The sequence below is a fragment of the Paenibacillus sp. CB74 genome (assembly GCF_055687625.1).
The window spans coordinates 6,089,705-6,112,075 of sequence record NZ_CM146009.1 but is presented as its reverse complement, the minus strand read 5'-3'; the positions used below and the strand labels follow the sequence as shown (position 1 = coordinate 6,112,075).

Genomic DNA, 22,371 nt, shown 5'->3' with positions numbered 1-22,371 from the left:
CTTTTATTTTATTGGAAATAACTTGTTAGACTCGAGGACTGTGACTGAAATTGACTCATTGCCTTTTCCATGGCGGCAAACTGTTTGTAATATCGAGTTTCCCAAGTAACCATTTTTCTATCCAAGTCTGAAATTCTATTGTTGTAATTTTTCAATTGTTGGCCCATACTACTCTCCGTTTTGAGAGTCATGCTTGCATCAGTGTCCGTCTTAGAGGTACCAACTTTTTTTACCAACATATCCAGGGTTGAATTCAACTCTTTTCTCAATCCACTAAATATAGCTGGATTGTTAGCGTCGGTAGAAGGACCTCTAAAAGCACTTAGGATTCTATCGGGATTACTGTCCAACGCGCTTTTAAGTTTAACTTCATCAATCTGTAGCTTACCCTTTTCATAATATTGCCCTGTTGTTATTCCTGCCTCACTTAGCACTTTCAAGTTTCCTGTAATGACAGACCTCATCGAGGCTACAGCCGAGCTTAGAATGGTATCATTCTTCAAAAGTCCACTTTTGGCTCGCTCTTCCCAGTTTTTTATGTCATCTTCCTTCATGTCTTTCTTTTGCTCTGCAGTCAAAGGTGCGTAGTCACGATACTTTTCTTCAGATAATCTTGTGTTCATCAATCCCAACAATTCATTGTAGGTATCAACAAATGACTTGATCGTCTCTATCGCTTTTGTAGGATCGGACTGCGTTGAGACTTTGCTGGGTGAGCCTACGTTCGTTTCTAATAAGGTCAAATTCACACCATTGACTAACAACGTATCTCCAGTAGTTTCATATTTCCGGGTACCTGAAGAAGTGGTTATATTTACTTCCCCTTTTTCCGCAGCATTCGCTGACAAACCTAGCATAACCGATAAGGAACTCGTTTGAGGCTGACCATTACTTCCCGTCTCTAAAATTTCTTTTCCATTCTCTCTTGAGGTAATTGTCAGCTTTCCACTGATTTCATCATAACTTGCATTAGCTGTTGGGATTTCGGAATTAATACGAGATAATACAGTTGATATAGAATCTGTATTTTTGAATTCCAACGATTTATTATTAATATGAAGTTCATATTTTTCTGGCGGGGAGCCTGATTTATCAAGTTGTACTAAAGTAGTGCTTAGGCTTGCTTTTACACTAGGTGTTCCCGTCGTTAGTTCCGTTGCATTTTGTAAATTGGCTTTTTTGGCGAGCGTCTTCACCTCGACACTCATTGTTACGGAAATCGCATCTGCATTTGCCTCAGCTCTAACTGCTGTTGTATTTCCACTAACCGTAGATTTTTGTGTGTTTGTTGCTGCGGACAAATCCATTTGTTGCAATTTGTTGCTCAACTGCACAATTTTACTATTTAACTGTCTATAGCTATCTCTGGTCCAATCCAGAATCTGTTTCTGTTGATTTAACTTATCAAGTGGGACTCTCTTCACTGTCATAAGAGATTTGACCATACTGTCAATATCCATGCCTGAGAAGCCGTTAATTCGCATGTTCATTTATAGTAACCTCCTATACCTTTTCATCAATCAGGATACCGGCGATCTCCATCATCTTGGCTACCAAGTCTAATGTTTTTTCAGGTGGAATCTCGCGAATCAATTCACCAGTTTCTTTATTCAGGACTTTAACTAAGATTTGGTGAGTTTTTTCGTGAACGCTCATCTCCAAAGTTGTTGTAGGTCCCTGAAGGGCTTTTACAGCTTTGTCAATCGCTTTAATAAGGTGTTCGTCACCAAACGGAATGCTAATCCCTTGGTGTTCAAGCTTGGACATATCAACGCCGTTTCTCACCGCTTGAATGAGTTGTGTGCTCGGATTTACTGATGCTTCACTTGGTTGACTTAAAGAACTTGAAGTACTGTTCACTGAATTCGTTGAAAGTGAGAACTGTAGATTCATCGTTCATCCCCCGATGGAATTATTTATTATATTTATCGGTAAACGTAAAGTGAGAATGAAGAGGTATTTAAAATTCGCATATAAATAGACTTTACATGCATTTTTTTTTAAAATACGCTTAGACAGACGCTTATCCAAAAAAAAGATAGTAGGAGTGAAATAAATGAATAGTTTAAAAGATTCTATAAGTCAAGAACCTCCTTACAAGGTTGGATACATTGCGGGAGTCTTCGATTTATTCCATGTAGGACATCTCAATTTACTCAAGAAAGCAAAAGAACGTTGTCATTTTTTAATTGTGGGAATTTTAGAAGATGAACTAGTAATGCACTTTAAGAACATAATGCCTTTTATTTCTCAAGAAGAAAGACGTACGATAATTGAGTCAATTAAATATGTAGATCAAGCTGTATTGGTTTCTATGGATAATATAGACAAATTAAAGGCATGGGAGATCTATCGGTTTGATTGTCTTTTTTCTGGAGATGATTGGAAAGATGAGGCAAGTTGGAACAAAGATAAGGATCGTTTAAACCAACTAGGTTCTAACATTGAGTTTTTCCCTTACACTAAGGGAACTAGTTCTACACAAATCAAGAAATTGATTCAAAATTCAATTGAAAAATAGGAAGTGACAATGGAAAGCGTCAAAGTTTAATCTTAACGCTTTCCACCTCTCTTACACATCCCTACTTTTTTTAACAAACCACTTCTATTTCCCCAACACCAAAATCATCAATTAATACCATATTATCAAAACTTTCATTTTCAATATTTGTAAACTTCTTCTGTATAAAGCTGTACATCACTTCAGAAATCATATTATTGATAGGCACCTGACGTTGATATACACTAGATGTATAATCACAGAAAAAATCTGTTATAGCTTGATGCATATCACTTAAATACCGCATTTCTTTTTCACTTCGTTTTTCAGGCCTATAAATAGCATTTAAATGCTCATCGAAGTAAGCTAGTGAAGGTTCGAATGAAGTTACAACCAATTCCATAAAATTATAATTTTCAAAGATATAGCTCTGCGTTTGATATGTGAAATCATTTTCGTAAAACGCCTTAATGACTAACTGACTCTTCTTCGGGTTATTAACCTTGTAATTCAAGAAATATAAACCTGTTAGTTCACAAGGAAGAAGATCTGTAAGATACATCTGACATGTACCCGTGGATACAAAATCAAACACCGCAATCCTATCTTCTTTGGAAAAGTTAAATTCCCTTATATATTTCATGTAATTTTCTTTAATTATAGAAGAACGTGATAGAATTTCCGCCTCATGCTCCAAGACGTATTCTTCAACAGTCATCCTTACATCATAAGGTAAAATTTCAGTTGTTTCTAGATTGAAACGTGTTCTTAGTAAATCTTCCGGTGAGTTTGTGAAAGGAATTTTAGCTATTTCAATAATGTCCTCTTTCGACCTAATCGATGATCCGGCACAAATCATTCTTGAAGTAAGGAAGTATTCATCTGGAGGTATATTTTCAATATCTAGAATGTTAATAGCTTGTTGATAGAGTTTTTGAATTAAGTATCCATCCCTTGCTAAGAACAATATTTTATCATAATCCCCCTCTTTTGATGCATTAAGCAACCACAGTACAAAGTTGGTTATAATTGGGGCAACAAAAGAATAACCCACGTCATATGTCGAAATGAGCTTTGGACGACCATCAGACTCATAAAGAGCAAAAGGATTATTAAATATCCGGGATAATTGAAGCCCCAGTAAAGACCGATCGTTAATAGAAGTTAAATTCCTAAATATACTACGATAAGATGAGATTTCTAGCATCTCCAAAGAACTTTTTATATAAAATGAGTCTAAACCATGTAGCTTGGCAAACGTATAGTCCGCATCATAATTATCCCCGATATGAAGATAACTGTTTGCTTTAACTTTATCTTTGAAAATATCGAACAAACCATCACATTTAGGCGTACGGTATTCACAAGAAACAAATAAATCTTTAAATCCAAGAATACCTAAGTCAGAAAGGTATCTAAGCAATATTGTCTTCGGTAGATACATATCAGAGATGAGGTATACATCCTTACCATGAGCCACTGCATACTGAAGTAACTCAACCATTTTTTCTCTTTTTATAAGCACTTCTTTTTCTGTCGCCAGTTCAAGTGCTAATAACTCTTCTTTCTCTTCTGATGATATTTGAGTTAGATCTTGCAATTCCTCGTAAATTTCATAGATATTAGGGTTTGTTCTCATTAATAATGAACGTTCGGACTCAGCTCTTTTTTGTCTAAACTGTTGCACACTGAGTCCATTTTGCAAAGCCTTTCCTTCAACTAATTCAAAGACATCTTGAGGATAAAGAACTTTCCTCATCATTAAGGTATCGAAAATATCAAAACTGATAATTTCGTGCTTCAATATTTCTTCTTTTAGTGAATTCTCATTAACCTGGAAATACATCTCATTCTCATCTGAAATTCTTTGATCATCAAACAACTCAAACAAATTATTTCTATTTACGTCATAGAGAATTACATTACTGTCAACATATAAATTCGAAATCCTATTAAATATTATTTTAACTGATTTTGAGCGTGCTATCACAACAATAGCTTCAACATCTGACTCAAAGGCTTCCTCAAATGTTAGTATTTTCTTGTCATAAATATCATCTGTTCTTACCGGATCCATTAATCCAATAATATTAAAATCAGGAAAAGCAGAGAGAATAGCTTGAGTATGAAAACCGATTCCGTACAGAACAATCCTACGATTTTTGAAATCAGAGAAATTCTCTCTAAATGTGTTTACTACAAAATCCTTCTCGCTGATCATACTCAGTTCCCCTTAATCTTTTTTTCGATCTTTTAGTAATTGTTTTGCATTAATGAGCATACCGTTTCGGTCTATATAGGTTCTTTTAAGGAAATTATGATATTCGTTATATTTTCGATTCAAAGATACAAAGTTGTATTCTTCTTTTTCAAATTCTTCCCACAAATGACGAAGCCCATATCTTTCCTGCATGTCACCAAGCGGGATATATCTTTCTGCATCTTGAATGAAAAAATACGTATACTTTAGAGCCCTGAATAAAACATATTTAGCAGGGTATTTTTCCTTTACAAATTCCTGATCAAAGAAAATAAGTTCTTGATCGTGATAAAAACAGTTCACGGGAATCATATCCAGATAAGCCTTCTCCAAAATCACTCCATAATTCAAAGCATCGTTATAGCTGTGAAAGGAAGGATTCATGTGCTCAGTTTTACTTGATGATTGCAGTATACTGTTGTATAACTGATCAAACAACAATACAAACTCTTCAGGATTCGTTCGTATGATGTTCTTTAAATGATCCGATAAAGTATCGTAAGCTACGTAAGGCATGATTAATCTATTTTCCTTGATACGTGTTCGAATTACTTTTAACTGACTCGATTCTAATTCATCGTGGTTTTCTTTTATGTTTTGCAATTGAGGTAACCCTTCTGAATATAAGGGTGTTTTCTTGACATTGCCATCACTATGAATTGTAGTTGCGAACCCTTCTCTTCGTCCACGATCAGTAGAGACAGCAGCATAAATCACATCACAAAAATCCATATCATTAAAAGAGCATTCCACTAGAAAAGAGTTTGCCACAAATTCTAAAGCATTGTTTTCAATTATATCATCGTACAAATCGTTCTCATATGCTAGCAGTGAAGAAGAATCAATATAGTACGGGGTTAATCTTTCCTTCAAACTTGTTTTAGGTATATACTTTTCAGAATAAATCAATTGAGGCAATCTATAGTCCGGCAGAGGATAATAAAACTTAAAATGTTTATAACCTGCATTTTCTATGATTGTAGTTAATTCATGCTTACTGAAAGAGTGGCCTGTTCCCTTTTTGTAAGAGCTTTGATTGATTTGGGCAAAAGGAATTCCATAGTATGGATCAGGCGCACCACACAAATACTTCAAGCCGAATCTGTTCTCGACAGCGATGATAAGTTTTCCGCCAGGTTTAAGATGCTCGCCTATGGATTTTAAAAAGTCACTATAGATTAACCTGTCCCTACTGCCGTTTCCCTCGAACTCCAAAAGTCCAATTAGAGTAATATAATCAAACTTTTGATCTAATGGAATATCTTTAATGTTGGCGGCATAAATTTTAAGGTTCGTTCGATTTTTGTGTCTTTCCTCAATTTGTTTGGCTCGTTGAAGTGATCCCTCCACTGAAACCACTTCTGCACAATGATCACAGAGGAGACCAGTTAACGCTCCGAAACCACCACCTATTTCAAGTACAGTGGAGCCAGGCTTAAAGTCATACCAGTTTAACAATGATTTCCTCAGTCGTGTTAATTGTAGAAAGACATTCCATCTCGGATCCTCTGATATTAATTGATCATAGTTATCTTCGTTATTCTGAGAAATATAACTACAGATATCCATTTCTTCCTGACTGAGTTCTACTTCATCATTATCACTTTTATAATACTGTGTTATGAGTAAAGTCATTTCTTATCCACCTTCTAAGTTACTCGTGGTAATGTCATATGCCATTGGCCGAAGTCTTCCATTAATCTTAAATTATCAAAAATTTCACATTGTTCGTTAGTATATTTGGATTGATGATAGCTAAACATGCTATCTACAACAAATTTATTAATTTCCACATTCATAATGTGCATATTCTCTATATAGTCTACAAAAATGTCTTCGACAGCTTGATGGACTTCCTGAACATACATCATTTCCTTTCTGTTCCTTACTTCCTTACCATATATAAATTCACCGTCAAGACCAATGCTTGCAATGGAAGGATTAAGCGAAGTCATTACCGTTTCTAATAACAAGTAATTTTCATAAGAATAGCTACAATATACTTGTTCCACCATATTCTCAAACATAGAATCACCTGAAAGGTTCAATTTTGATTCATCATTGTTATTGTATTTGCAATAATATAGCCCATCTAAATGGAATGCAGTAATCTTATCCAATAACAATTGACAAGTCCCCGAAGATACAAAATCCACGAAAGCATACTTTCCTTCAGTTTTCAGATTTAAACTTTCTATATAATTCAAGTAGCTTTCCCTAATAAGTTTTGAGTTCAAAAATATTGCTTCCTTATGATCATATGCATACCACACAGAATCCACATGATTTTCTTCAACGTACTCATCTATTTCTGAAGGAGCTAATCCGAATCTACGTTTAAGCATCTGTTCTGGCTCATATGCGTGAGGCACTTCAGCTATCCAGCGAATATCCTCTTCTGTCGTCACAGAAGCAAGAGTGCAGAGTGTTCTTGATGTTTGGAAATATACCCCTTTTGGGATGTCCATGCTCATCTTCTCACGTAGAAGGGAGTACAGCCTATGTGTAATCCACCCATCTCTAGCAGCAAATAATACATCATCATATTTTTCAATCTTCATCTTGCCTATGATCCAAAATACATACTGTATAATGAGTGGAGCTATAAAAATGTATCCAAAGTTATAATTTTGATCAACTTTCGGTTTTCCGTCCGAATTATAGAGAGCAAATGGAGAATTAAACAATTGAGCTACAATTAATCCAAATAGAGAACGCTCATTGATATTATTGAGGCTATAAATCATATCCCTATATGAGGATAAAAGAAACATGTCATATGCGCTTTTGATCAAAAAGAGGTTCATCATACTTTGGTTTTCCTGAATTATTTCACTTTCCGAGTCCACTCCTATAAAAAGAGAAATTTCAGTGTTATGATGAGTTTTGTTCCAAAAGCTGAGCAATCCCTCACGTTTTGTTCGTTTATGCTCATTTGAAATGATTAAGTCAGAATAACCAGTTATTCCTTGGCTTAGTAACAATGATTCTAAAAATTCTTTATGAAAATAAGTATCACTGACCAAATATACCTTTTTATTTTTATCTAAAGCATATCGCATCAAAGCATGAATTGAACTCCGGTTACAAGTAATAGACGTCTCAACTTCTAGCTCAACTGCCATAGCTTCAAGAGCATTTTCAACAGGGATATTGCTAATTTCAGCTAACTTTTCATATATTTCATTAATAGTGCCGTGTGACCTCATAACTTCTTGCTCGGCTTTAACCCTTGCATTAATGTAGTCAGGAATATGAATGTTAGCTTGAGCTAACCTATATTCAACAATATCCAATACATCCGACTTGATTAGTGTCTTTCTCATGATTAAAACATCGTAAATATCAAAATAAATGATCTTATTCTTGTCAATTTGGTTCTTTAGTAACGTTTCATGTACATCAAAATACTGCATCTGGGAATCCGATAAGCCCCGATAGCCGTAGACAGTAAATAAATTCCTTCCGTCAACGGAGTACAAGGGAATATTATTGGTATGACAAAAATAAGCTAACCGATCATAGATCATTTCTATATTTCTTTTAGCAGCTGCCACGATAATAATATCGGGCTTGTTTTTTAACACCTCTTCATAGCAATATACTTTCTTACCTAGTAGTTCTCCATGCTTCTTGTTCCCATCCATCAGACCTATAATATTATAACCGGGGTTATTATTCAGGATGAACTCGGCTACTACCCCTGTCCCATAAAGTATGATTTTCTTATTCTTATAAGTGTAGAAATTTTCTTTAAATGCCTTTCGGATTGTAGTCTCGAATAGATTGTCCATAATACCTCCCCCTGTTTAATTTAAAGCCAATATTGATTCTGTACAAAAATTGCATACTCACTAATATTCATATTTTTTAATTGGTCCACAATACTTTTATAATAAATACTGCAAATTAAGATCACTTTATCTTTGTACCCTTCTTCTAAGAGGCAATGTGGTGCCTTCACTTGAACTCCCTGAACCTCTGTTCCCCACTTCAATTCGTCATTATCAACAATGTATACAGGTCTTTTATACTGGATGTTACCTAAATAGTATTGAAGCATTTGACCGGCTCCGAAAATAATAACATTTTTACATTCTAAAAATTCTCCAATGGTATTTACATCTCTCAAAAATTTAGTGTAAGGAATATCAGAACTCATAATGCCTAAATACGGCCTGCGTTCTTGTAGTGGTGGATACTCCATATAATTCAAACCATACTGAATTTCCAAATAATTCTTGTATCCATTCGGAGCTGGTAATTCTAAATTTTCGAATGGAAGAATCACAGATCTATTAAAATCCTCTATGTTGAATTCAAGCGGATAGTAGCGATCAGCATGATATGTGAAACAAGCCAGTAAATTAGATTCACCGCTCTCCGTTAAAGCTTCATGTAGCTGACTGCTGATCCATTCTCTAGACACAAAATCTGCATAAAATTTAAATTCATTCCATTCTGATTTTGAGATTTCAATGAAAACTTCCTTCTCTTTATACACTTTTGCAAACATTAACCTTTGAAAAAATCTGATTTTATGGATTTGTTTTTCTCTTTTAATCTGATCTTCATGCAGATAATCAAATACGCTTATATCAATCCATATCCCTAAATTTGCTTTGCGATTTATATGAATAGGGGTAATGTGTGTTGTGCCACCATGGCGCAGTCTTGCAAACCCGCCCAAAAAAATATCTCTTTCATTCTCAATCGTTTGTAGAAAAAACGGCTCACGAAATTCCTCATTCGCTACACTTTTTAACTTCTCAAAATTGGCTCGTGTCATTATAAAATCTGCATCTACATCCCAAGGAATGAAGCCCTTATGTCTTACCGAGCCTAACAACGTACCTCCCGCCATAAAGAATTTGATGTGGTGTTTTTTACAAACCTCTTGTAACTTTCGGATTAAATCTAACTCCGTAAACCACATTTTCTTTATTTCTTTAGAAACCTCGTACTCAGCAATAACTTCCTTCTGCAAGAAGTTGCTTCTCAGTTCAAGCATAACTCATTCACCACCATAGTTAACGTATCTTTTCAAAGTTCAAACTATACTTCGGCTAATTCTCTCATAAAGTGTTGATGTATCTTCAACCCACTTGTTCCGTCCATGTTATTAATGACGCCTTTATAAGCATTTTTTACATCCTCGTGGTTAGAGGATCTCTCTTCTTGAATGAAGTCCAGAAAATCTTCAAGCGAGGAAAGAATCCCTTCTCTACAAGCAAATGGTAAATTACTTCCCCACTTTTGGAACATAAGTTGCGGTTGCCTTTTTGTGATTTTCAACTGCTGAACTGTAACATGTTTGCTGTTGAGTTGAATTGTAAGTAGAGAACTGTCGTACGCAGTTAAGGCGATAATTTGATTCTCATCCACTTTTTTAACAAAATAATAGTTATTCGGCCAATTGTAATACTGTGATTTCCTTTCTCCCTCTTTGTAAGGCAAAGATAATTTGAATTCACTCATGTTTCCATCTTTTTTATTGATCTTAACGATCATATTACCCGCTTTAGGAAAAAGAAGTAGATCGTCTTTACAAGGTATAATTGCGAGGAAAGCTTGTCCGCCTGACACAAAGCCTTCTGGAAATTCATTATACTCTTTAATATCTCCTGTTTCTCTGTTCCATTTGACAATAGGGCCTTCCCCATTAGAGATCATCCAGTAGTTATTCCCATCATACTCCATACGATAAAATCCATTGTTTCGATTTCCTATCCGGTGTAATGTAGTAACTTCTGTTCTAGTGTTAAATTCAATTACAGCATTGGTTTGAGCTGCTGGCATTAAAAGAGTTTCATCATCGTGGAGCATTGAACCCATAAAATACAAAACTTGGTTCCCCTCTATATTATTTAGATTAAGTTTATCTACAACCTCAGAGTAATATTTGAAGGTCTGATCTTCGATATTATATCTCACTAAAGCAGTATAGTTTATGGGCAGCATATACAAGTAATGATCTATTTTTTTCATGGCTGTAAATCGTGAGAAAACATTATCCGGGGTATCTTCATATTGATACTTGTTTAATTCACCTGTTCCTAAGTCATACTCCGCTAACTCTTTTGCCTTAGAGGGTGCAAAATACAGTTTATTATTATCCTCTATAATATCGTGGTATAATCGGTCGCCGGATGGTAATTCATTAGGAAAGCCGCTCAACAACTCCACTTCCCCTGATATTATATTTGCCTTACATAAAGAATTATAATGTACGTGAGAAAACCAGGCCTCATCTCCATTAATATAAGCATCTATAAACCCTACTAAATTCTCATTAAAGTTATCAGTTGAATTTAAATTCAATAAGAAATTTGGTTTGCCCATAGCACCAAATAAATGTATAACTGAAGACCCTTCTTCACCGATGTACGCATCTGAAATTGCTACGGAAAGTGAAATGTCCGAGGTCGTATCTAATATTCCTAAATGTTTTTCTATAAATTCCTCTTCTAAATCACAATACTCACGGTATAACTCGGGAAACGTTGATCTTAATGTTGCTTTCACTAGAGGATGCGGACGCCATAACAACAGCTCATTTTTCCTACCTTCAAAACAAGTAAAAACATATCTCATCTTCTCCAGATATTTCGCTTTGCACTCGTACAAACCAGAAAGAGACGTATTATAGAAAATAACTTTTTTATCTTTAGCAAGGTGCTGCCACTCTAATGGCACTTGCTGATTCTCTTTAGATAGCGTCATAACCTTATCTATTTTAGGAGAACCTAGAGCTAATAATTTATCCGAGGATACATGGGGCTCATAGAAACGACTTAAACTTTCAGACTGAGTTATAATCTTATCCATATATTGATATGCTGGTAAAGAACCAAGACTCTCTGAAAGCGATCCCCCCGTTACAAAATAGGGGATATAAACTAGAGAATTTGTGTAGTCCTTTAACACTGAGGAATAAAAAGCAGGATGAACAGAAGTAACATTGTTATACTGGTCGTACGGATTGTGTATATAAACGATATCAGGCATACGCTGCTTAAAATCGTAGTTATTAAAGGGGATAGTTGGAACATATGAAGGTAATTCAGTACCTTCATACTTCAACGTATGCTCTTTTGAATTCGGCATTAACTCATAAAAGGGGATAGGAATTACATAACATGTACAATTAGGATCATCATTCGCAGCTGTCCATACACTCTCCATAGAGTCCCACATTGCAGCTTTGTATGGTAAAAACACTACTTCATAATGCACAATAATATCATTTACAATCGAATTTTTAATCTCATTGAGTTGCAACAATAACTTATCCAATTGTCCCATTGCGTTAATCTGTTGATTTTCCAAATTAGCATACAACTGGTAAACCTCTTCGCAATAATCTTCCAACTTCCTGATTATTTCAGAGTAATTATTAGAAGCCTTCTCTATAATAGTACCTACACTGATTGCTCCTTCCTGGCAGGCTTTTAAAAGCTCCAGAGCATCCGTGTATCTTCTTGATTCAATCCATAATTTTATATTAGAATTAAGATCTTGAAGAGATTCTATCAAACTAATCAATGTCTCTTTAGTTCTTTTTCTCATAACACTTCTCTCCTTAAATCAAATCTTCCCAAATATTGCGTAATTCCTCTGAAGCAAATCCATCATAATAACTAAACCCTTTACTCACTTGCTCTGATATTACTGTTTTTCTTGAATCCAGCAAACCTATAAAAGAATCAGCCAATTCTAAACTGAGGTTTTGTGTAACCCAATTTGTATTGATTGTATTATAATCATGAATATAATTCAGGATTCCTTGTTGCAAATCGTTTATTTCTTTCTCATCATACTGACTACCCGGCACAAATTGCGGCAATCCCTTATCATCAAAACATCGAAGTTGTCCCTCAGCTGATGCGTAAGCAACTTCAAAAACCTGGTAAAACCTCTCGAACCATGAATAGTTGGAAAGTTCATTATTTCCGAACATCGCTTTAACATGCTCCGTGTTCGAAATATATTCGTTAGGATAATCTTTCAATCCGAAACACACTAATTTTAATTCGGAGCTGATCAATGAATTTAGCTGAAAATAACTCGTCCCTTTTGTATACAAGTCAAAAAGATATATTTGATCATAATTATTCTCTAAAACTTCATCTATATAATTCAGATAATTTTCTCTTTCAATTGAGGCGTTATTGATTATTTGCTCGCTGTATTCTAAGACTCTATTAACAATTCGTAACTTGTCATCTCTACCAATTAAATCAGCAAGTTGACAATTGAGTAATTCGTCTTGTCTAAATGAGTTCAACCCGAGTCTTTCCTCTAAGATTAAACTCAACTTACCAACCGATAGTTTAAATACTGACTCAACAATTTTAATAATGTCATCTCTATTTCGAATTGCAGCAACTGTCACAGCTCTTCTAGATATATAAAAGTATAGACCTTTGGGAAGATTCAAGTATTTATGCTCAGATCTGATTTCCTCATATAATTTATGCAAGAAATAACCATCTCTTGAGGAAAACAACAACAATGAATCTTCATTATTCTTTAAGTGTCCGATTAACCATGAGAGATATTTTAAAGTAGGAGCTCCAAAACAAGAGTATCCTAACTCATACGTAGTATGGATACGAGCCTTCTTATTTTGTTCTTGGAATTCAAATGGGTCCTTATAGAGTTTAGACGCCAATAGCCCTAGGCTTAGATTGGCATAGAAGTTATAAGGAACACTATCCACTATGCTTCCGAACGGTTCTCTCAACATTTCAATTGAACTAGGAATATAATAAAAATCAATGTTAGGGTCATTAGCAAACTCTGCATTTTTGTTGCCAAAGTGGAGACACTTTCCTACTCCTGATTCTTTCTTAAGGTAATCATATAGTGTTGTCCCTGCAGTTTTCCTTCTAATTTCACTAGAAACGACTAGCTCATAATCATTAAGTCCTGCAATATTGCAACTGTTGATCACTTTTTTTATTTGCTCAGAAGACATTGCGGTCTCACACATCAAATATACTTTTTTATTTTGTGAAATTGCATAACTCAGTAAATTCACCACAGATTCTCTTTGAACACAATGATTTACTTCAATTCGAACCTCCATATCTAATAACGTTCTGGATAGTGGAACATCTATTTTATGTTCCAATTCACGAATAATGTTGTAAATTTCTTCTAAATTCGGAACCACTCCCTGATCCACTAAAATTTGTTCAGCCTTTAATCTTAATTTTTTAAAATTCAAGACTTTAACATTGTAAGTTAATTTATTTTTAGTTAGCTCGTATTGAATTAACTCGTAAATATCTTCGGGCTGGAGCACTTTACGCATAATCAATGTATCCCAAAAATCGAATGATACAATATCATAGTCATCAATTTTGGCTCTCATCTCAATCAAGATGTTTTGGTTGATATCTTGTATGGGTTGATACTTACTATTTTCAGATAAATTATTACCAAAAAAATCAAATACTTGAATTCCCTTATTTTCTATTGCCTTAATCCTTTTATAAATTGTTTTTATAGATTTCATTTGTGCTACAATCACAACAATTTTGACTTCATCTGGAATGGAATCAATGGAAATGACTTCTTTGCCATAAACGATTTCGCCTATTCTTTCATTAGCAATAACACTAATGATGTTGTAGTCAGTATTTAGCTCCAGTAGTTTTCCGGTATTGAATCCTATTCCGTAAATTGCTATGGGCAAGTGTCTAATCATATTAAAATTTTGGTCAAAATTATAATATATTCTGTCATTTTTAAATTCCATATACTTAGACCTCACACTTCAAAAATCCCTCAATCTTATCCACAATCCGTCTACTAGCTAACCCATCTTCTTTCAATTCAACCAGATCAAAAAAAACGTGTAGTTTATCTTGATACGACTGAGAATCAAATTCCTTAATCGACCTTAATAAATCGACGTTGTTGTAACTGATTGAAAAAGGGAGTTCTTCCAAATTCCAGAGCAACTCTCCCCTCTCATTTACATACTCCTCAATATCATTGGCATATATAAATACTGGAGCTTTCTTAGAGGCTGCATCGAAAGCCATACTTGAATAGTCAGATATAAAAGCATCCACACTAGCTAGTAAATCGTATGCATCCTCTCTATCGCTAACATTAATAATATTCTTATCCACAACCTCAAACAATTCTCCATGAGCTTTTTGTACATTAGGATGCAACCTGATGAACATAACCCATTCGCCACCAAATTTCTCTTTCATTGCATTGAGTAATTCTTCATTTATTAAGTTTATCTCCATGCCTTGCAGGGCAGCATTCATTCCTGAAGTTCTTTGATTACCCCCTCGGAATGTTGGGGCATACAGTAAAATTTTTGTATTGATTGGAAGACCATATTCCTCACGTATATCGCATCTTGTTTTTTCTGTTGGGCTATTTAGCACATCACAACGCGGTGTGCCTGTTTCTAATACTGTACCCTCATAAAAGAAAGCCCTACGATACATTTCTGTGCACCATCTAGAATTGGAAATAAAATAATCTACTAAGCTGGAGTCATGTCTACTAACTATTTCAGCAATTTTAGGGAAAGCTTTTCCTCTTAGTTTACCAACCGGCTTGAAACCAATTGCACCATGCCAAGTAGCTACATACAGTTGTTTCTTTCTCTTACGGGTCTCCAAAGGTTTCCTGACATTATCAATCCATACACCAGCTGTTGCTAATTGATATGCTCTATTCAATAAATTGTTTTTCACTTTTGTGATTCCTTCAGGAAAAGAACTCTCTAAATGATTTACTAACCAGACGATTTCCATCTTATTTATTTTATAATGATTCCTTTTTAAAATTTCTTCTGCTATATATTTAGGGTTGCATCCATAACCTCTTCCTTCAAAGTTGGAGAGCACAACCTTTCCCTTTTTAACCGGATAAATTCTAAACACATAGAAAAGTGTACTTAATAAATAAGCTTTTAATTTACGATACAAAATATAAGAAAACTCTCTTAAACTTTCCTTCATGATCTCACAACACGATCGTTATCCGAAAAATATTCAAGCATTCGCTTATACATTTCTTCGAGATTATACTTCGCTTCCCAATCCAGCTCTTTTAATTTCTTTGCCGATAGCCTTGTATTGTTTGGTAAAGCGTACCCAAATTTATTTTCACTTGGAATATCATACTTAACAGATATCTTATTTTGAGAGACCTTCTCTGCTACAATGTGAGCCATTTCCTTGATTGTCATACTTGCATCCTCATTAACTACATTGTACGCCTGTCCATCTTCGCCTTTTAACAAGAGTACAAATAACGCTTTTAAAGCATCCGCCGAGTAACAGTAGTTCCCCATAGATGCTCCATCAGTATGAAGAACAATGTCTTCATTTTGTAAAACACTTTTTGCAAATTGAGCAAAGACCCTATTCTCGGATCTAGAAATTCCTGCTCCAAAAGTTTGCGCTAACCTGGCTATCTTTACTGGAATATTATACTGAGAAAAGTAACTATAACAGATACTTTCCGCCATCCGTTTACCTAATGGATAACAGCTCCTAGTATTAAATATATCAATGTCACCTAACATATTCTCTTCCACTTTACCTGTGCCTTGTGTTCTTCCATACACTTCCATTGAAGATAGGAACACTACACTTTCCACCTTTTTATCAAGCGAAAGTTTCATTAGGTTGGAGGTTCCTTGAACGATGCCTTCCGTAACTTCTACTGGTTTCTCAATCATTTCCTTAGAGTTTGTGATTGCAGCGCAATGGATTATAAAATCTATGGCTGTCGGTATTTGTGGAAGACTGCAAACATCTCCCTGTATGATCTCAACTTTATAGCTACTCAATTGTTTTTTAGCCTTTTCTAGACTACGGACCAACACAATTACTCTTACGTTTAAATTATGCTCTTGATTAATATAATCTAGGAAACGAATGATCAACGAACCTATAAACCCCGTTGCTCCTGTTACAAAAAATGTTTTTCCCTTTATTTTCTCCCATGGAAGTTCAGCCTTGTATATATGTTTAAAGTCCTGTTCTAAAATAGTATTCACGTAATCACCCAATCCCCAAAATTATAGGCCAAAGATCTGAGAGTTTTCTTCCGCTTCAAACAAAGCTCTGAAAATATAATAATCGGCCGGCGTAGTTATTTTCACATTATAATTTGAACCGAGGACAGTATGAAGATCATGACCATAATAATTCATTAGAGAAGCTGCATCGATCATCCCATCAATATCTTCTCCTATAGCTCTGTGATGTGCTCTCATCAGATCACTCACATAAAAACATTGTGGAGCTTTGGCAATTCTGGCTTTATCTCTATTCTCGACTCTTACAATTTTGCCGGTATCGTCGACTGCTGTTACAGTTTCAATAGCGTAGCTTACAGTAACAGACGATCTACGTTTCTTTACCATCTCAATATTCTCTGTAATTAATTTCTCATCAATTAATGGGCGCACCCCATCGTGAATGATTATAATAGACTCTTCTGGATTATCGCAGTCTTTATACATTTCTTGCAATCCGTTGTAAGTAGACCTTTGTACATTTTCGCCCCCTGAAACAATCCATTTCACCTTGCTGATATAGTTTCTTCTAATTTCGTTTTCCAGTTCTTTTTCCCATCCATCCACACAAACAACTACAATGTTATCAACGAGTGCGTGCTTCTCAAAATGTTCCAACGTATGGATAATGATTGGCTTACCATGAAGCTCCAAGAATTGTTTTGGCTTTGTCCTGCTATTCATTCTTACTCCAGTTCCGCCAGCCAATATTAGTGCCGTAATCATGCTGCTCCACCTCGAATTAGTATAGTAATGTTTCCCTCTTGTATTCTTACAGAATTGATTCTTACTCGAAATCAAATCTTATTGTATTATGACGTCTATAATTTGTATATCGGTACAAAATGAGGCTTTCATTAGTTTAGATTGTCTTTTGATTTTTCCAATTTATCTCACTTTAAACTCAAAAGAAAAAAGGTTTCCGAGTTTCGGAAACCTTCCCCTCTGCTAGTTAGGAAATAAAAATTGATTAAATATTTCTTGAAGTAATCCTTGATCTCTTAAAAATCGCGACAAGTGATGATCATCATGATTAAACTTATGAAGTATAACTCCATCATATCCTTCTAACCTCTCAGCATGATGAATATCAGTTAAACTATAATATAAATGAAACTCCTTCTGTCCAGCTCCTGCTTCATTTTTTTTATTTAACAACTGAACTATATCAAGATATTCTTCTGGCGTTTCTTTAGGAATTACCTTTATTGCATCTGTCCATCTATTTTCATTATAGAGAATATTGTTGTTGTAATCCAAAAAAGTCTGGGGGTTAAATGAGAGTACTTTAACATTGTACGTTGTAAGTAACCCAAATAGAATAGCAGCGTATCCCCCCATTGAAGCTCCAATTACCACAATATTGTCTACTTGGGAAGCTTGTATTAATTCCTCCAAATAATTGACCAATTGATTTATATTATCTACATCCGAAACATTGTGCAGCCCTTTGTGATACCAAGCTTGATCAAAATCTCTTAATAAAATCTTTTTTATACCTAATTTTTTTGTCATCCGGAACAATTCAAACGGCGGGAGTCCCAAAACCCCTCTGTGCAAACTACTAAAGGTTATCATAAGTGTATTACTATCGGGTTGAAAATCGATTAACACACTTTTTCGTTTATCCTCTGTGTACTTTTCCACTAAATACTCATTGTATTTGTTAATATAGAATTCTCCCATATGTTCTCCTTATAAGTACTTATAGCAATCTTCTAACATATCATCAATACTTTTTATTAAGTGGCTATTCTGCGTAATATTCTTCAAACGGTGAAGATAATAAACAGCCTTTCGGACATCTCCATCCAATATATACATAAAACTTAAATTATATAAATTGTCTTCATCAATAGGGTTATGTAAATAAATTTTGCGAAGTGATACTATTGCTGAAGCAATATCTTTTAACGCATACTGAGCTGATGCTAAATAAGTTATCCATTCGTAATCCTCAGGAAAATCCACAATAAGAAGCTCAATTGTTTCCTTAGCCTGATTTGCATAACCTAAATTTATTAGTTCCAGTAATCCTTTTTTTATATCTTTATGTTGATCTTTTAATACCAAACTCGATACTTCATCATTGTACCAAACATCATATACCATCTTCCAAAAGTTAACATCGTACAATTCCGATTCATCATTCAAGTTAATTAATATTTGATAATCGCCCGCTTCGAATCCATTTATTAAAGATAGAACAATCTCGAAATCGAATACTTCATGGAAATAATCAAAGGTACTAAAGTAAGTGTATCTTCTAAAGTCAAATTCACGTTCTATAAATTCAGGCAAGTCAAACTCTAAAGTATCTCCTTCCGCAGCTTTGACTAATCCTATTCTAGGTTTAAAATATTTTCTCAAACTCTCCGCTCCTTAAAAGCAAAATCAATCACCTTAGTCAACTTGGGATGAAAGTCTTCCTAACTTCGAGTCCTTTGCTAAAGACTAATTCTTGAGAATTATATCTTCAAAGCTATTCCTACAAGTTTATGACTTAGAAATAAAATAAGCATTAGATTATATATTTCTAAACTATTTCAGCAGAGGATCACACCCAGAAAATTATCGGGTCTCTCCTCTACTAATTAAGGCATCCAAAGAAGTTACTGCATCTGAGACAATGAATCATTTACTTATTTAGCTATAACAATACTATTTCCTCTGTCTAAGATAGGGAGATAGGGAACATTATATCTTTCGCTAAATTCTCTTACAGCCGAAGTCACCCCAGGCCAATTGACCTTATCATAGTCGTGAATAAATATATACCCGCCTCTTTCTAAACGTGGGTAAAAATATTCTAATCCCTGTAAAATAGGCTTATATAGATCAGTATCCAGACTTACAAAACAAAAAGTATCTTCTAATCCAACTGCTGTATCAGGAAAATAACCTTTTCTTACGATTATATTATCGGGGAAATGCATTTTATCTAATACTAGTTCTACATTGGTGTCCGTAAACATCGGTGAACTTTCTTCATATTCATCTTTATCATGCTCATCTCGCGCATCAAATCCTTCAAAAGTATCAAAAAGATACAACATTTTATCTGGAAAATACCTGTTTAAGTAACTTGCAAATTCACCTTTATAAACTCCAAGTTCTGCAACACTTCCAGCAACTTGATTTCTATTTATTTCATCAATACAAGAACGTGCCATGACATACCTATTCTCAAGCCACTTAACTTCCTCATGGTCAGGAAGAAAAGTTATAATCTTTTTTTCTTCTACTCCTAGGTTAGTTAGTTGAGTTTTTATATCTTTCTCCAAGGGTCCGACAGAAATAATAATATTATCGTACTTATAAACATGAATTTGTTCTGGAGAAATTACAGGTATACTATTTATCGTCTGACCATGTTTTGCTTGATGATTGTCTACAAAAGCTAATACCTTAATGTAACGCTCATCCAAAGAATACAATACACGTTTTCCATATCCGGAAGCCCCAAAAATTAAAACATTTTTCATTTAATTCATCCCTCTCTAATTCAAATTTGTACGTTACCTGCCCACAAAGCAGTTGGATAACGTTTGGATATCTCCTTCTGTAATTGCACTTTCTCAAACTCATCATTGGAATTTTTAATTAATTCAAAACATCTCTCATAGACTTGATAGTTAGGGTTATTTTCCTTTAAATAATTATAAAAGAATATCGCATCTTCAAAATAATTATTCCGGAAGCACAAGTCTCCAAGTAACTGTATAACTTCAATATTATTGTTTTTATTGTTATACAGAGTAGTTAACACATCTATAGCCAACTCATCAAAGTTAAATTTTTTCAAGAGTTTGCTAAGTGTTACTTTATAATTTTGTTTTGATTCCATAAGTTTTTCTGCAAGTTCCTGGAACAAATCAAATTCCTCGATAATAATCAACTTCTCACACAATGCAAACAACACTCTTTCTAAACTCACACTGATTGAACCAGGCAAAGCTTTTCCTTGAAAAAGCATTCTAATACTCTTTAATTCCTTGCTTCCCAAGTTCATCAAAGATTGAAGTTGAGTAAGTAAATTTATTTCTTTGAACACATACGCTAAGAGTAGAAGATCCTCACCATTTTCTTCTTTAGTGAAATCCTCAGTCTGATCCAGAACTCCCACCATCACTTGCCGATCCTTACTGTAAATCATCGCGACTGCGCTAATATGAGCATCTGCCGCTATTTTGAATTTTTCCAGATAGTGATGCAATAAAGGATGACGCAAACCATACAACATATTCATTAGGTTTTGTAAGTCTTGTATACTCTCCATTTTATAGAACTTCTCAATATTTTGTATAATTTCTTCAACAGGCTGATTCATTCTCAATGTAAATTCCAAATAATTAAAAATAATTTCTAATGAGCTTTTTGTTTCCATAGCTTTTATCTTGTTTTTATAACTTTCATTAAGATCACCTTGCAGTTCATATAGCTCAGACAGCTCAAGATGAGCTCTAAAACTACCACTGCCTTCCGTCACCGCAGTACCCTGATCCCCCAGTTCAAGACAACGTAAAAAGCAAACTTCGGCGTCTTTATAATATCCTGCATTTTTATATATAACACCTTGGATATATTTCATTTCAGTTTCATTGGGATAAATTGATGTTGCATCTCTTAAAATATTTAATGCTTCATCACTCTGTCCTATCTCTGCAAGAGAGTATGCCAATTTAGTTATTAATTCAGGCAGGTACATGCGATCCTTACTTAATGAATATGCTAGTTTGAAAAACTCTACTGCCTTCATGTAATCCTGTAATCCAAAATATGTCTTTCCCATATTAAATAAGTTATATCCTGTCGGATTTTCTTTAACTTCCAATTTCATCAGTGGAAGATTTCTATTCACCTTTTTTTCTTCCAGTTTATTGGAATCTCCGTATCCCGAGTGAACAATTAAGCAATTAGAGATCCCACTTGTAAAGTTTTTATGATTATCAATAATGTTTAAATGTTCATGTAATCTGTTCTCATAATATAATTCAAAATTATTTTTAAATAATCTTACTGCAGTATGATTGAATGCTGTACCTTGATTTGTTGTATTCTTAATATTGAAGACATAGAAATCTAGTTCCTTCTGCAAGTCTTTTTTCAATTCATATCCTGATTCCAAATATTCGTCAGCATCCAATACTAAAATATAATCAGATGTAGCATATCCAATGGATTCATTTCTGGCTGCAGAAAAATCATCAACCCATTCAAATGAATAGATTTGATCTGTATATCTTCTTGCTATTTCTCGTGTGCTATCTGTTGAGCCCGTGTCTACAATAATAATCTCATCAACAAATCCTTTAACACTATCTAAGCATCGTTCCAAAACGCTCTCTTCATCTTTAACTATCATGCATAACGAAATTGTATTAGTCATAGAACCCTCTCGTCTCTTCAGTCTTATACTATATGTCGGTGCATTTCTCTATTTTAATTAGTCGTTTTTCGTGGAATTCATCTGAAAATTTATGGAATTTATATTCTAAACACAAAAAAACTGCCAAGACAAAGCCTGGCAGTTTTTGAGGTAATATA

At 34.5% G+C, this 22,371-nt stretch carries 16 protein-coding genes; 1 reads left to right on the top strand and 15 read right to left on the bottom strand.

Translation table 11 applies throughout. The features are described from left to right. Positions 1-8: 8 nt before the first annotated feature. Positions 9-1,490: a flagellar filament capping protein FliD gene (gene fliD / locus ACX9NY_RS26850; RefSeq protein WP_472476118.1), complete on the bottom strand. Its 1,482-nt coding sequence runs from the start codon at positions 1,488-1,490 to the stop codon at positions 9-11. Positions 1,491-1,503: 13 nt separating this feature from the next. Further along, the gene (locus ACX9NY_RS26845) at positions 1,504-1,893 is read right to left on the bottom strand and encodes a flagellar protein FlaG (protein WP_472476116.1); all 390 of its coding nucleotides are present in this window, start codon (positions 1,891-1,893) and stop codon (positions 1,504-1,506) included. A gap of 163 nt (positions 1,894-2,056) precedes the next feature. Here ACX9NY_RS26845 and ACX9NY_RS26840 point away from each other — a divergent pair, with 163 nt between their 5' ends. Further along, a complete protein-coding gene (locus tag ACX9NY_RS26840) occupies positions 2,057-2,521 on the top strand; it encodes an FAD synthase family protein (RefSeq protein ID WP_472476114.1) in 465 nt (154 codons plus the stop codon). 70 nt (positions 2,522-2,591) lie between these two features. Here the strand turns inward: ACX9NY_RS26840 and ACX9NY_RS26835 are convergent, their stop codons facing one another. From ACX9NY_RS26835 to ACX9NY_RS26775, 13 genes are all read right to left on the bottom strand, one after another. Next, positions 2,592-4,721: a hypothetical protein gene (locus ACX9NY_RS26835; RefSeq protein WP_472476112.1), complete on the bottom strand. Its 2,130-nt coding sequence runs from the start codon at positions 4,719-4,721 to the stop codon at positions 2,592-2,594. 12 nt (positions 4,722-4,733) lie between these two features. Beyond that, complete coding sequence (locus ACX9NY_RS26830; RefSeq protein WP_472476110.1) at positions 4,734-6,395, bottom strand: SAM-dependent methyltransferase; 1,662 nt, start codon at positions 6,393-6,395, stop codon at positions 4,734-4,736. Positions 6,396-6,409: 14 nt separating this feature from the next. Then, positions 6,410-8,554: a hypothetical protein gene (locus tag ACX9NY_RS26825; protein WP_472476108.1), complete on the bottom strand. Its 2,145-nt coding sequence runs from the start codon at positions 8,552-8,554 to the stop codon at positions 6,410-6,412. Between the two features lie 20 nt (positions 8,555-8,574). After that, the gene (locus ACX9NY_RS26820; protein ID WP_472476106.1) at positions 8,575-9,771 is read right to left on the bottom strand and encodes a LicD family protein; all 1,197 of its coding nucleotides are present in this window, start codon (positions 9,769-9,771) and stop codon (positions 8,575-8,577) included. Positions 9,772-9,815: 44 nt separating this feature from the next. Continuing rightward, the gene (locus ACX9NY_RS26815) at positions 9,816-12,329 is read right to left on the bottom strand and encodes an NHL repeat-containing protein (RefSeq protein WP_472476104.1); all 2,514 of its coding nucleotides are present in this window, start codon (positions 12,327-12,329) and stop codon (positions 9,816-9,818) included. Between the two features lie 13 nt (positions 12,330-12,342). Next, the gene (locus tag ACX9NY_RS26810) at positions 12,343-14,526 is read right to left on the bottom strand and encodes a hypothetical protein (protein ID WP_472476102.1); all 2,184 of its coding nucleotides are present in this window, start codon (positions 14,524-14,526) and stop codon (positions 12,343-12,345) included. A 4-nt stretch (positions 14,527-14,530) separates the two neighbouring features. Next, complete coding sequence (locus tag ACX9NY_RS26805) at positions 14,531-15,757, bottom strand: CDP-glycerol glycerophosphotransferase family protein (RefSeq protein WP_472476100.1); 1,227 nt, start codon at positions 15,755-15,757, stop codon at positions 14,531-14,533. After that, entirely contained in the window at positions 15,754-16,803 is a 1,050-nt protein-coding gene (locus ACX9NY_RS26800; RefSeq protein ID WP_472476098.1) for an NAD-dependent epimerase/dehydratase family protein, read from the bottom strand. Before ACX9NY_RS26800 ends, ACX9NY_RS26805 begins: the two co-directional genes overlap by 4 nt. Positions 16,804-16,824: 21 nt before the next feature. Beyond that, the gene (locus tag ACX9NY_RS26795; protein WP_472476096.1) at positions 16,825-17,550 is read right to left on the bottom strand and encodes an IspD/TarI family cytidylyltransferase; all 726 of its coding nucleotides are present in this window, start codon (positions 17,548-17,550) and stop codon (positions 16,825-16,827) included. Positions 17,551-17,772: 222 nt separating this feature from the next. Next, positions 17,773-18,510, bottom strand: a complete 738-nt coding sequence (locus ACX9NY_RS26790) for an alpha/beta fold hydrolase (protein WP_472476094.1) — start codon at positions 18,508-18,510, stop codon at positions 17,773-17,775. A 9-nt stretch (positions 18,511-18,519) separates the two neighbouring features. Next, positions 18,520-19,194, bottom strand: coding sequence for a tetratricopeptide repeat protein (locus ACX9NY_RS26785; RefSeq protein WP_472476092.1), 675 nt, complete (start codon positions 19,192-19,194; stop codon positions 18,520-18,522). A 272-nt stretch (positions 19,195-19,466) separates the two neighbouring features. Then, positions 19,467-20,309, bottom strand: a complete 843-nt coding sequence (locus tag ACX9NY_RS26780) for a TylF/MycF/NovP-related O-methyltransferase (protein WP_472476090.1) — start codon at positions 20,307-20,309, stop codon at positions 19,467-19,469. A 20-nt stretch (positions 20,310-20,329) separates the two neighbouring features. Further along, positions 20,330-22,213, bottom strand: coding sequence for a glycosyltransferase (locus tag ACX9NY_RS26775; RefSeq protein WP_472476088.1), 1,884 nt, complete (start codon positions 22,211-22,213; stop codon positions 20,330-20,332). Positions 22,214-22,371: the final 158 nt, after the last annotated feature.